The sequence below is a fragment of the Serratia sp. 506_PEND genome (assembly GCF_001076875.1).
Lineage (GTDB): Bacteria > Pseudomonadota > Gammaproteobacteria > Enterobacterales > Enterobacteriaceae > Serratia > Serratia marcescens.
The window spans coordinates 1-11,354 of record NZ_JVEL01000440.1; the positions used below are offsets into that span (position 1 = coordinate 1).

The following is an 11,354-nucleotide window of genomic DNA, read 5'->3' on the forward strand; positions in this document are numbered from 1 at the left end:
AAACCCGTCTTACAGGATGAAGGGCTAGATCGGTTGCGATGATTGAAAATCTCGCCTGTTTTCGCCAGCTGGTGGGTATCAAATGAAAATGACAACCCATCACCCTCGAATAGAGGAAAACTGCTTAAAACCAGCCCTAGAGGCTAAAAATAGGGTGAAAGTAAAAAACATCTTATGTTAACAAATTGGCAACATAAAAAGAGGTGCTTTTTAGAGGTGAAAACTTTCTCTTTTGACCAGTTGGCCACAATATTGTACTGAGTACTCCCGGCGTGGTGCCGATAAGATCCATTATGTTAAATAGAGTTGTTTTTTGCTAAATCATCCATTCAATACACATAGCATACACACCACCTTTGACAGTGAAGTATTAATGTGTATAATATACACATCAATAGGCGGTCGGGGACGGAACATTGAGGAGTGCGGATCTAATTAAGATGCTTGAGGCTCAGGGATGGGAACTGAAACGGGTAAATGGTAGTCATCACCAGTTCAGACACCCCGAGTCCCCCAACGTGGTAACAGTGCCTCACCCCAAATCAGAATTAAGCAAAGGCACACTTAATTCAATTTTAAAAACGGCAGGGCTCAAAAAATAACCGGAGGTGGCCGCTGGCCATCCTCGCCATAGTGAGAGAGACATTATGTTTTATCCAGCATACATCCACAAAACAGAAATGGGTCCCGGCTATAGCGGATTTTTCCCAGGCGTGCCGGGTTGTATTTTTGCGGGGGAATCGTTCGAAGAGGCGTTAGCCGATGCCCACAGCGCGTTAAATGCTCACTTTGAGTTTAGTGCTGATGAAGGTTGCGAGATCCCAGAAGGTGCGCCGATGGAAAATTATCTCAATGATGAGGACTGTCAGGGCGGTATCTGGGCTGGCGTATCCATCGACATGACGAAGTTTGACAGCAAAGCTAAACGGGTCCAGATCACGTTATCTGGTGGCCTGTTAGCGCGGATTGATTCGATTGTTGAAAAGTCCGGTGGGATCTACGCCTCCCGTAGTGGTTTCTTGGCTGATGCCGCCCGCCACGAGTTGGCCCGCCGTTCCTGAGAATTAGTGAGCCCGCCGCTGGTGGGCTATTGTTATTCCATCTTTGAAATACGGTGCTGATAAATATTCCGTGCGTTTTCTTTGCCTGTGCTCGTCAGGTCGAAAGCGAGTTTTAAGGACTGGCGATCGCGGTACTTGTTGAGTAAGCCATTTTGCGCCAGCGTATGGCAGGAGCGCCGAAAATTGGTATCGGCTACGGGGTTGAGCCGCCCACGGTTGAGGATTTGTAGCAGTTGCATTCCGGGAAGCGGGCCCGCTAGGCTTTTTCGCTCAGTCAGACCATACAGGACAAACAGAATATCTTTTTGCACCCCAGAGAGGCGCTTTGAGGTTTGGTTATTCATGTGACACATCAATAAGGGGTTTTCACCCGATGTTATCTCTAAAGATGTGTCACATCAATAACTATAGCTAAGTCAACCCGAATACATGAAGATATAAATATATATTTATATCAAAAACAGCTTGCTTGTTAGGACTAAAAGTCCTATTATCTATTCATCGGCCGGACACAATGTCAGGGCCACATGAGGAGATAGACAAGATGATCAAATCAATTAAGTTAGAAACCGGTAAAGAGTATCGCCTGTTCACTTCCCGGATGGAGGTTGAAGTTAAAACATCCCGTATTCATGTGGAAACAGGTTATCCGATCTGGATGCGTGTTAACGGGGCGCGTGTTATCTCTCAGGTTATCGCCGCTATTGCTGATGCAGACTATACCGAAGCGCTGGACATGAACGCCGCCATTGAGTGGGCCAAAATCACGCCAGAACAACGCGCGATTCACGACGCCCGCGTAATCTTTGGAATCAGCCTGATGAACAAGCATAACATCGATGGCGTTTTAGAGGCGTGCCACGCCGAAGCTCTGGAAATGAATACGGAGCTTGATAAAGAGTTCGCATCGATTGAGGCGTTAGTCCCTGGCGGCGCGGCAGAGAAAAACAGGTTTAAATTTATTGCCGCAAAATACATTGTTGGCGCCACACCGGACGCGGCCCACGTCCAAGCTCTCCGCCCGCGCCTGGCTTGCTCTCGCGTCTTATCCTTATTTCACTCAATTAGATAACGATACCCAACGTCGCCGCGCTCTTGATGCCGCTCATGCCGAAGCGCTGGAAATGGATATAAATATATCTTTATATCATAAATAGCTTGCATTATAGGACTAAAAGTCCTATTATCTACTCATCGGCCGGACATAGTGTCAAGGCCACATGAAGAGATAGAAACCATGACCTCAATCGAAATCGCAAACACCATCCTCGCCCAGCTTGGCGGCCGTCGCTTCACAGCTATGACCGGCGCTAAAAACTATATGGCCCTAACCTCCGGTTTACAGCTGGATTTACCTAAGAAAGCCCACTATGTGAAAAATGGGATCTCCCGCCTCTGGATCGAGCTAACCCCGGCAGATACTTACAGTATCAAGGCGTGGAAAATTCGTGGGATGAATGCCCAGCTGGTGGACACGGTGGAAAATGTCTATTGCGATGAATTACAGTCCACCTTTACCGAACTGACAGGTTTGGATACTCATTTATAAAAATAGGCCCCTTCGGGGGCCTTTTTGCTAAAGGAACCATTATGACTACGGCTGATATCATGAACGCTCAGGCGCGCGCCATCGAGCAAGGGTTAAATCCGGCTACCTTGTGCCCGTTCTCTAAAGGCTGGGTACGCCCTTCCCCTGATGATGTGCGTTTAGTCCTACAGCTGGCGGGGTTCACTGAGTCTCAGGCTGGCCAGTATGTAGGCGTTGACCCACGGAACATACGTAAATGGAAAGCGGGCGCACCGGCTCCGACTTACGGCGGCTGGTGTCTGCTGGTGTATGCGGCAGGGCTGGGCATGATCCCCGATAACACCGCTTTCGATATCGTTAAGATATAAATATATATTTATATCAAAAATAAGTTGCACGTTAGGACTAAAAGTCCTATTATCTATTCATCGGCCGGACGCACCGTCAAGGCTATTTGAAGAGATAAACAATATGACTAAGAAAGCCGCCCCAGCGATCACTCTCCAGAACGATGGCACTTACTACCTGGAAGCCCGTGGAAACAAGATGACTCTGCGTTACCATGCAGACTGGGACCAGTGGGAAATGTTCTGTGATAACGCGGCGCGCCGTGCTTACAATGGTCCCGGCGTTACGATGTTCAATAGTCTGAAAGAGGTTGAGAAAAAATATAAGACCTGGGCGGGGATCTGCCAGGTTGTGGCGCTGAGCGAAGCCGGAAAAGCACACTGATAATCAAGGGCCCGCATAACGCGGGCCTTTTTTGTCTGATATGAATATATATTTATATAAATATATCAAAAAATAACTTGCGCGATAGGACTAAAAGTCCTATTATCTATTCATCGGCCGGACGCATCGTCAAGGCTATATGAGGAGATAAATCAATGAGCTATGTAACCATTCGCCGTAACGCTTTCAAAAAAATTGCATCTATCCTTGCTGAGGCTAAAGGCATTATTCATTGTTCTTCTGTAATGCGTATCGACGACGCTTACGACTCATCAAACCGCCGCTCTGACGCTGAGACCGCGTTAACCTGGCTTAAAGAGAACCAGGAAGGTGCATCCGTATATATGGATGAAAACCGTATGGTAATCAGCGGCCCTTACTACTTTTGCGATTCCTTCACTGTTTATCTCGATGAGGCTGATTTTTCTACGGCGCTTCGTGAAATGAATTGATAAAAAATGGGCCGCAAAGAGCGGCCCTTATTGTCTGTGTGACGCGTCACAAGGACTTTATTTTAATGATTTTCTCTCTCTATCCAGCCTTGCTAATCCCTCACTCATCATCCCCATAAGCGTTTCAGTACTGACTACCCGTGAAACTAAACCTCTCATCGCATCATCGTTGGTTGTCGACAGGTAAAGCGCGCCAACTGGCAGAACTTTAATCACCGGCCGCATGAACGAATCAAAAGACAGCTCCGCGCGCGTATGCCTCATAAGGTCCGCTAAAAGCCCACTGGCGGCTAATTCGTAGTTGGTTGGGTCCCATTGGCTCACGTCAATTCCGTTATCTACAGCGCAAGAATAATTATTCTTTTGAGGCTTGGGATATAAACCAATCGTTTACGTGTTTAGCTACTAATGTGCCTTCCCAACCGGCAAACTGTAATGTCTTGAATGGCGTTTCTTTGTAATCTCCTGGTCCTGGTCCTCGAAACATTATGACGCTATATGGCTCATCCGGTTTCCATAATATGTCAACAAGCTGATAGGTTGCAGAAGCCACGCCAGGTGGGTTTGATCGCTCAAGGGCGCTATAGTCACAGAACGTCCGAGAGCTAACGGCGGCAGAGAGGTAGTCCGCCTCAGTCATGTTATCTATGTTTTCCTGTTGTTGGCAGCTTCGACAAAGGCGATCACCTTCGCACATGTCCTCGCCACATTGCGGGCAGTTATCTAAATTATCTAATTTCATGATGCACCTCCGTTTATGGCCAGAACGGGTCTAAGAACCACTGAGTGATAATCCGTTTGTTTTCTGTGCTTAAAACACCGGCTGCGCGGGTTATGTCAAAATCCACGTTCCGCCCAAACCACACGGACAGGAAGAACCTCATAAGGATTTTTTCTCCACTACTCAAAGGGAGATCGTCCGGCGTTTTAACTTTCACTTCTCGCGCTTCAAAATCCCAGTACACGGCAAGGCTTGGGTACTGTTCCAGCATGTGTTGAAATTGAATTTGGTCATTAGTCATCGATGTTCCCTCTCATTAAGCGCTGGCGCGCATCAGGCTTTTGATAACAGCATTTCGTACCCACTCAGGACGAGTAGAAAGCAGGGCCATTAGACGCCCTGCGGGCAGGCGGCTGAGGTCTTTTAGACGTGTACGGTATAACTTGATATATTGCTGTTCAGACATAACAAACACCCCTTTGTTGTGTCGAGGTGGTCACCGCTCCAACGGTGGCCACCTCACTGTAATTAGCCGTGATTGGCTTTGTAGAATGCGAACATCTTCTCAAACAGCTCTTTCATTTTGATATCGTTCGATGACGCATAAGTTTTAAACTCGCGGTGGGTCTCTGGATCGAGCCGTAAAAGTAGCTGTTTTCCTCCATCGGACTCCCGCCCTGCTTTGGCCGTTGTTTCAATTCCCGCCGCTGTATCTTCCAGCTTTGGCGGCTCCCCTTTATTGGTTACTTTGCGTGCTGGTGGCTTGGTTTTTGGCGCGGCCATTCGGTTTACTCCTTACGCGGTTAATGCTTCTACACGGTCAATAATGCCCTGAATTACGTACTCGGCGCGTTGGCGAGGTGCGGCATACTGACATTCAACAATGCTCCTTCCCGTGTCCTGCGCCTTACTGAGGGCTGGTTTACGGGGGATAAATCCATCAATAACGATATAGGGGGTTTTTCCCAGGTAGGCGCGCGCGCCCTCGTAATCTGATTCGTTCTCTGATACGCCACTAAAGGCGATCGCTAACTTCTCGGTAGGAACGCCAGCGCGGACCAGACTGTTAGCTGTATTTACGGTAGATTCAAGGTCATCAAGGCTAAACGACGTTGGGATAACGGTAAGGTCGCATTGATTGGCGATCTCAATGGTGGACTTTGACGCAAACGCGGCACAGTCGACGACTACCAGATCATATTGTTCGCTGTCCTGGTGCTTTTTCAGTTGCGTTACCGTTCCCAGTGACAGTACATCAAACACCGGCTCAAGCTGAGCGCTCATTCTGCGGCGCATCCAGTTAGCAAAAGTGGCCTGGCCGATATCCAGATCACCAACCATGACTTTCCAGTCAGCTTTTGCATATGAGACGGCCACGGCGCGGGCCAGCGTTGATTTTGTTACTCCACCTTTACCGGATGCAAAGGCTATTGAAATGGTCATTTGTCGAGACTCCGTTTCTATGATGTTTGATATAAATATATATTTATATCACAAGGGGAGCATACAATAGGAGATGATGGGAGGCAATACCGAATGATATAAATATATATTTATATCTTTTTGAAGGCGGGCCTTAGCCCGCAAGTGTAACTTATTCTATATATTGCAACGCATTGTTTTTATAGATAAAATGCAGCCTTTAATCATTGTCAAAATTGCTTCTGGTAGCTCTCCGCTTGATTCTGTTTTTTCGTCGTTCTCGATGGATTCTGATAGTGAGGAGACCATGAGCGACACTCCAATCGAGCGGGCCGACAGTTTTATAATTTCCGGTATCAGGTCTGGCTCTGATATGTCCCGAATGCTGCGGATAATCGCTACCTGTTCACTGGCAATACAGAACGCTGATTCCAGAAGGCCCGTTTCTTGTTCGTCTATATACGCTTCGATCATGCACTCAAGGGCTAGGGCGTTGGAGAGAGCTGAATTGGTTAGCATGGTGTACGCGGGGTATTGTTCCTGTTTCATATAGCGCTTCTCAATATGTAGTTTTTGACCCGCCGTGTGGTTATTTTAAGCAACAAAAAGCACGGCGCGCGTGCTTCCTGTTAACGCCACATAACGATCGTGACAACTCGACCTACAATCTCGACCTTTTCTGATTCAGTAATCCGAATTGGCGGGAAATGAGTGTCATTTGTAGCGTAGATAAGGCACTCATTTTTACCGATCTCTTTTCGACCCCATAAGCACATTATTCGACCTGAATCATCTTTAATAGCATAAATATCAGTCTTTTCTATGGATTTGGTAGAGGTATCTATCAGAACTTCGGCCCCTTTTGGCAGGTCTGGCGCTAACAAATCATCTTCAATTTTCATTGTTACCAGATCGCTCACCCTCAGTCGTTTTGCCTCTATTAAAGACGTGTTAAACGCAACTGAGGTGAGGGGTTCGGGTGATCCGATACGCGGAAGCGGCGAAAACGCGAGAGAGTCGCTTTCCCCTTCCATATCACTGAGTGTGGCTAACCATGCCGGAGACACTTTCAGCGCTGCCCCCAGTATTTTCATACTTTTTAGCGGGGCTAGTCGTATACCCGCCTCATAGTTCTGGATTGTGCTTCGAGGGATGCCAGTACGGTCCTCAAGGTCCTGGACTGACAATTTAGCCTCATGCCGTTTTTGCCTGATCCGGTTTCCTACCTGGATGGCCATCGTAATTTTTTCGTCGTTCATTTCAGTAGAGTTCCGCTTCAAATTGTAGTCAGCGTAACACATTTTGTAGGCATTTCGCGTGATGACTACAAAAAGTCGTTTTTTATCTTGATAAATCCCTTATCGTGGTTAATTATGATCCCGAATTGTAGTTTTTAAAGGGTGCAACGTGACGCTACAGGATTGGGTAACACAGCACGGTGGACAGCGGGCATGTGCGGCTAAATTTAACTTCTCGGTATCTTCTTTGGGTGCTTGGTATCGTGCCGCTCGTTATCCCACGCCAGCTAGCCAACAGCGGCTAATTGAATGCTCTAATAATCAGATAGATTTTCGTGAGTTGTTACAAGCATTTGTCGCAAAAAAAATAGAGGCATCCCAGGACAAAGAGCCTGTTACTCGTCGGTTAACTGGCTCGGTTTTTGTTCGTGATATTTCCCGCCTGAAAGATCTTTTTAAAGAGCTGAATTTACCTCCTGAGCGTTGCAACCTTTACGGAGAAAAAATTACCGCTCGCTGGGCATACACACATGTAACTGTCCGTGAGGTCCGTTCCGCAGTGGCGTTGCTGGCTAAGGATGGGAAAGACTCCGGTGATCTGCAATTGATTCACCGGGCGATTGCTGAGGCCAGAAATGCAGCGTTGGGGAGTCTTACACAATGATGATTCTCGTTTTGCTCGGCACTTCTCGCGTGCAGCAACAGGCGGTCGTTGATGCTTTAGTTAAGGATCTGACCGGTGGATATTCGGTAAGACATATTGATAACGGCTCCGATATTTGTGACGCCGACAAAAAGCACCGCAATTTAAATAGCGTGTTGCTGGGTAGAAATTACAGTTACACCGTCACAATAGTGACCGGCGTTGATACCGTTTCTGAATACAACTATTTGGCTCAGTACCGCTCTGTTTTCTGCCTGTTACCTGGGATTCTTCCCCGGATGCTCGGTAGTGGCGAAATCCCAATCACCAACGATTTTCTCTATGTTGCGCTGGCCCCCAACAAAATGGCCACACTCGAAAAGCGCCGCGTGTACATGTCGCCGCTTGAGGCTTTTTCCGAGTGCTACCAGCGCCAACAACGGGGAGGGCGCGAACGTGGCTGATCCATATGTCCTTGGCGCTGTCCGATTCTGTCAGAACCCTAAATTTTTCAAGTTTCTTGAAAGCAAATTACGCTGGCCAGTCTCAGATAAAGAATCTGCGGCTGATGGTTTGCGCCAGTTGTGCGGCATCACCTCCCGTGCTGAGTTGGCGACGAATCCGCGCGCCCGTGACGCTTACAAAGTGCTTATTGGTGAATTTAGCCGGTACATGAAAGAGGGCCGGATATGAACGGCCGTAAGCCCACAAAAAATGAAAAGCTCTATATCGATGCCTGTGTTCGGGACATTGGTTGTATCCCTTGCATCATCGACGGCCGAGAAATAGACAACCCGGCCGCATGGACGGAGTTTCATCACGACCCGGATTACGGCAGCACTGATCGGAATTGCCATTTTCGCGGTTACGGTATTTGCAGCACACATCACCGTGGTGTAGCCCCTGATGGCCTCCCCGTTGGTGTTGCCGTTCGTCATCCCGTTGCCAGTAATGGTCCTCGCTTTGTTGCTGTTTACGGTCCTGATGAATTGTTGTGTGCAATGGCATGGGAGCGGCTTAGCGACTCGATAAAAGCCACCATTGGTTTCGATCTCAGTACCGGCGATATGCCGAAAGACTTTAAGTGAGGCCGTAACCGAGGGGTTTGATATGCACCAAATAAGAGGGATGACCCTGGAGCGCCGGTTAGAGCTTTGGGCGCGCTGGATCGTTACTGGGTGCAATTCGCGTAGTGGCTTCTCTTCGATGCTGGAAATGATGATGGTGACACGTTGTCAGTTTTCCGGTGGTGGAGGAGAACCCCGAGACGACATAGAAACGGGCGTAGAGGCGGCGGTTATGTCATTAACCGCTGTTGATAAGGTCGCCGCATTAATTTTACGGGTTGAGTACGGAGCGTGGGCCCCTAAGAGCCTCGACGGAGCCCCGACACAACTGGATAAGGCCCACGCTCTCGGACTCTCTTTACGGACGTACAAACGGAAATTGGCAAAGGCACGACAACACGTAGCCAACTACCTGGGGATATTGCGCTAGCAGTAAAGATATAAATATATATTGATATAAATATATCATACAAACAGTTGAGACCTCGACAATGGAAAACAACGAACTGTATTACCTTCAAGACTCCCGTAATTACTCGGGAAATGACCTGTTATGGTGGGGGAAGTCTGGCGCGGGATATGTGACCGATCTCCGTAAAGCCCAGACCTTTACCAAAATTGAAGCGCTGCAACAAAACGCCATGCGAGAGAGCGATATTCCGTGGCCTAAAGATTATGCAGATGCACACATAAAACACGCCGTTGATAGTCAGGACGTGAAGTTAGCCACGGCGCTGGAGGGCAAAAATATCACCCTTCGCAAACCCACCCGAGAACGCAATATTTCCCCGCGTCATCAGTGTCCCGATTGTGGCCGATTCATTAGCGAAAGCGAGTATTACGCCGGACCCTATAACGGCGGCACATGTACGAAATGCGAGAGGGGCTGCTAATGAGAGTGCGTAATTGTTACGTCGAAAAGCGTCGTCAAATGCGTTACACCCGCAAGCGTATTCCAGCCGCGCTCAGAAACAACCTTAAAGCGATCATTAAGTGGGATTCCGGCGACTACTACGGAAACACGGGAAAGAATGCCCGTCTCATTGAGGAGGCACTGTGACGGAAGCTAATAACAATAAACCTGCATTCCAACAGGAAATTATTCAACTGATCGAAGCTGGCGCAATTTTCTATGTATCTCACTCTGGTGGTAAGGACTCGCAAGCCATGTATGCGCTGATGTGCCAGCACATCCCTAGCGATCAAATCGTTGTAGTACACGCAAGCCTTGGTGACGTTGAATGGCCAGGGGTGATTGACCACATCAACGCGACAATTACCCACCCGCTAAATGTTGTGCAGGCCGGTAAAACTTTTCTGGGGATGGTCGAACGGCGTGGCATGTGGCCTAGCGCCCAACACCGGCAATGCACAAGTGATCTCAAGCGCGGCCCGATTGAGAAGTTCATACGCCGGGATATGGCAAAGCGTGGCGGTGGCATCGCTGTGAATTGTATGGGGCTGCGCGCTGCTGAGTCTGCTGCACGTTCACGCCGCACAGCACTCAAGGCCAAGCCAGGGCAAACAGTCAAAGGCCGCGCTGTCTGGGACTGGTTGCCAATATTCAATTTTTCCACCGTCGATGTGTTCCAGATGATCGCCAACTCGGGGCAAAAGCCTTTCTGGGCTTATCAGCAGAATGAGCGCCTATCGTGCGTGTTCTGCATCATGGGAAGCCGTAATGATCTGCGCCACGGCGCTGAACAAAACCCAGAGCTGTACCAGCGTTATATCGAACTAGAACGACGGATCGGCCACACCATGTTTATGAAGGGCAAACACCAAGTATGGCTTGATGAGCATATCGGCATACCTGTGAAAATTATTGAGGTGGCGATGTGAATAAAAAATACACGTTGATTTATGTCGACCCGCCGTGGAGCTATCGAGATAAGGCCAAGTCTGGAGACCGAGGGGCTGGGTTTAAGTACCCAACGATGACTGTTATGGATATTTGCCGCCTCCCTGTGTGGGAGCTTGCTGCCGAAAGTTGCTTATTGGCTATGTGGTGGGTGCCTACCCAGCCGCTAGAGGCCCTAAAAGTGGTTGATGCCTGGGGATTCAAACTGATGACTATGAAGGGCTTTACGTGGAATAAGAGCTACCTACGGCAGACCGATAAACTTGCTCTTGGGATGGGACACATGACCAGAGCCAATAGCGAGGACTGTCTTTTTGCGGTTAAAGGTAAATTACCCGATCGCCTTAACGCCGGGATTGTCCAGTCGTTCACTGCGCCACGTCACACGGAACATTCCCGCAAACCGGATCATGTCAGAGAAAAATTGGTTCAACTACTGGGCGACATACCGCGTATTGAGCTTTTTGCCCGTCAATCCTCGCATGGTTTCGACTGTTGGGGGAATCAGTGTGGATCGCCAGCTGTGGATTTATTGCCAGCTCGCGCCATTGGTGTTTCCGCCATTTTAAATGAATGTCCAAAGGATAGTGATAATGAGTGAATATATTGTCGTTAGCATTGAGCGGGGA

General features: G+C 48.5%; 23 protein-coding genes. 14 read left to right on the forward strand and 9 right to left on the reverse strand.

The window, feature by feature from the left end; all coding sequences use genetic code 11:
• The first annotated feature begins 416 nt into the window (after positions 1-416).
• Positions 417-602 carry a type II toxin-antitoxin system HicA family toxin gene (locus tag ADK28_RS30190; protein WP_075202085.1) on the forward strand — a complete coding sequence of 62 codons (186 nt, stop codon included), beginning with the start codon at positions 417-419 and terminating at the stop codon, positions 600-602.
• Between the two features lie 45 nt (positions 603-647).
• Complete coding sequence (locus ADK28_RS16695; protein WP_048796154.1) at positions 648-1,061, forward strand: type II toxin-antitoxin system HicB family antitoxin; 414 nt, start codon at positions 648-650, stop codon at positions 1,059-1,061.
• A gap of 32 nt (positions 1,062-1,093) precedes the next feature.
• On the opposite strand, the gene ADK28_RS16700 is transcribed toward ADK28_RS16695, so the two are convergent.
• Positions 1,094-1,405: a hypothetical protein gene (locus tag ADK28_RS16700; protein ID WP_048796155.1), complete on the reverse strand. Its 312-nt coding sequence runs from the start codon at positions 1,403-1,405 to the stop codon at positions 1,094-1,096.
• Between the two features lie 200 nt (positions 1,406-1,605).
• Here ADK28_RS16700 and ADK28_RS16705 point away from each other — a divergent pair, with 200 nt between their 5' ends.
• The 5 genes from ADK28_RS16705 (at position 1,606) to ADK28_RS16725 (ending at position 3,773) form a co-directional block, all read left to right on the forward strand.
• Positions 1,606-2,133, forward strand: a complete 528-nt coding sequence (locus tag ADK28_RS16705) for a hypothetical protein (RefSeq protein ID WP_048796156.1) — start codon at positions 1,606-1,608, stop codon at positions 2,131-2,133.
• Between the two features lie 165 nt (positions 2,134-2,298).
• Complete coding sequence (locus ADK28_RS16710) at positions 2,299-2,610, forward strand: hypothetical protein (RefSeq protein WP_048796157.1); 312 nt, start codon at positions 2,299-2,301, stop codon at positions 2,608-2,610.
• A 41-nt stretch (positions 2,611-2,651) separates the two neighbouring features.
• The gene (locus ADK28_RS16715) at positions 2,652-2,957 is read left to right on the forward strand and encodes a hypothetical protein (protein ID WP_048796158.1); all 306 of its coding nucleotides are present in this window, start codon (positions 2,652-2,654) and stop codon (positions 2,955-2,957) included.
• Between the two features lie 103 nt (positions 2,958-3,060).
• Positions 3,061-3,321 (forward strand): hypothetical protein, encoded by a 261-nt coding sequence (locus ADK28_RS16720; RefSeq protein WP_048796159.1) that lies wholly within the window; start codon positions 3,061-3,063, stop codon positions 3,319-3,321.
• Positions 3,322-3,476: 155 nt separating this feature from the next.
• Entirely contained in the window at positions 3,477-3,773 is a 297-nt protein-coding gene (locus ADK28_RS16725; protein WP_053091615.1) for a hypothetical protein, read from the forward strand.
• Between the two features lie 57 nt (positions 3,774-3,830).
• Here the strand turns inward: ADK28_RS16725 and ADK28_RS16730 are convergent, their stop codons facing one another.
• From ADK28_RS16730 to ADK28_RS16755, 8 genes are all read right to left on the reverse strand, one after another.
• The gene (locus tag ADK28_RS16730) at positions 3,831-4,097 is read right to left on the reverse strand and encodes a hypothetical protein (protein WP_048796160.1); all 267 of its coding nucleotides are present in this window, start codon (positions 4,095-4,097) and stop codon (positions 3,831-3,833) included.
• Between the two features lie 31 nt (positions 4,098-4,128).
• A complete protein-coding gene (locus tag ADK28_RS31615; protein WP_152929713.1) occupies positions 4,129-4,515 on the reverse strand; it encodes a hypothetical protein in 387 nt (128 codons plus the stop codon).
• A gap of 13 nt (positions 4,516-4,528) precedes the next feature.
• Positions 4,529-4,795 (reverse strand): hypothetical protein, encoded by a 267-nt coding sequence (locus ADK28_RS16735; RefSeq protein ID WP_048796161.1) that lies wholly within the window; start codon positions 4,793-4,795, stop codon positions 4,529-4,531.
• A gap of 15 nt (positions 4,796-4,810) precedes the next feature.
• Positions 4,811-4,960, reverse strand: coding sequence for a hypothetical protein (locus ADK28_RS32490; RefSeq protein WP_193392136.1), 150 nt, complete (start codon positions 4,958-4,960; stop codon positions 4,811-4,813).
• A 62-nt stretch (positions 4,961-5,022) separates the two neighbouring features.
• Complete coding sequence (locus tag ADK28_RS16740; RefSeq protein ID WP_048796162.1) at positions 5,023-5,277, reverse strand: hypothetical protein; 255 nt, start codon at positions 5,275-5,277, stop codon at positions 5,023-5,025.
• A gap of 12 nt (positions 5,278-5,289) precedes the next feature.
• Positions 5,290-5,937 (reverse strand): ParA family protein, encoded by a 648-nt coding sequence (locus ADK28_RS16745; protein WP_048796163.1) that lies wholly within the window; start codon positions 5,935-5,937, stop codon positions 5,290-5,292.
• Between the two features lie 156 nt (positions 5,938-6,093).
• Positions 6,094-6,465, reverse strand: coding sequence for a hypothetical protein (locus tag ADK28_RS16750; RefSeq protein WP_048796164.1), 372 nt, complete (start codon positions 6,463-6,465; stop codon positions 6,094-6,096).
• An 80-nt stretch (positions 6,466-6,545) separates the two neighbouring features.
• Entirely contained in the window at positions 6,546-7,175 is a 630-nt protein-coding gene (locus ADK28_RS16755; RefSeq protein WP_048796165.1) for an XRE family transcriptional regulator, read from the reverse strand.
• Between the two features lie 148 nt (positions 7,176-7,323).
• Between ADK28_RS16755 and ADK28_RS31620 the strand changes: the two genes are divergently transcribed.
• From ADK28_RS31620 to ADK28_RS16785, 7 genes are all read left to right on the forward strand, one after another.
• On the forward strand, positions 7,324-7,818 hold the full coding sequence (locus tag ADK28_RS31620) for a hypothetical protein (RefSeq protein WP_075202086.1): 495 nt from the start codon (positions 7,324-7,326) through the stop codon (positions 7,816-7,818).
• Complete coding sequence (locus ADK28_RS16760; protein ID WP_048796166.1) at positions 7,815-8,261, forward strand: hypothetical protein; 447 nt, start codon at positions 7,815-7,817, stop codon at positions 8,259-8,261. Before ADK28_RS31620 ends, ADK28_RS16760 begins: the two co-directional genes overlap by 4 nt.
• On the forward strand, positions 8,254-8,490 hold the full coding sequence (locus ADK28_RS31625) for a hypothetical protein (RefSeq protein WP_075202087.1): 237 nt from the start codon (positions 8,254-8,256) through the stop codon (positions 8,488-8,490). Before ADK28_RS16760 ends, ADK28_RS31625 begins: the two co-directional genes overlap by 8 nt.
• Entirely contained in the window at positions 8,487-8,885 is a 399-nt protein-coding gene (locus ADK28_RS30205; RefSeq protein ID WP_075202088.1) for a Ref family recombination enhancement nuclease, read from the forward strand. Before ADK28_RS31625 ends, ADK28_RS30205 begins: the two co-directional genes overlap by 4 nt.
• 470 nt (positions 8,886-9,355) lie before the next feature.
• The gene (locus ADK28_RS16775) at positions 9,356-9,757 is read left to right on the forward strand and encodes a hypothetical protein (RefSeq protein WP_048796168.1); all 402 of its coding nucleotides are present in this window, start codon (positions 9,356-9,358) and stop codon (positions 9,755-9,757) included.
• Between the two features lie 163 nt (positions 9,758-9,920).
• Complete coding sequence (locus tag ADK28_RS16780) at positions 9,921-10,706, forward strand: phosphoadenosine phosphosulfate reductase family protein (protein ID WP_048796169.1); 786 nt, start codon at positions 9,921-9,923, stop codon at positions 10,704-10,706.
• Positions 10,703-11,326: an MT-A70 family methyltransferase gene (locus tag ADK28_RS16785; RefSeq protein ID WP_048796170.1), complete on the forward strand. Its 624-nt coding sequence runs from the start codon at positions 10,703-10,705 to the stop codon at positions 11,324-11,326. Before ADK28_RS16780 ends, ADK28_RS16785 begins: the two co-directional genes overlap by 4 nt.
• Positions 11,327-11,354: the final 28 nt, after the last annotated feature.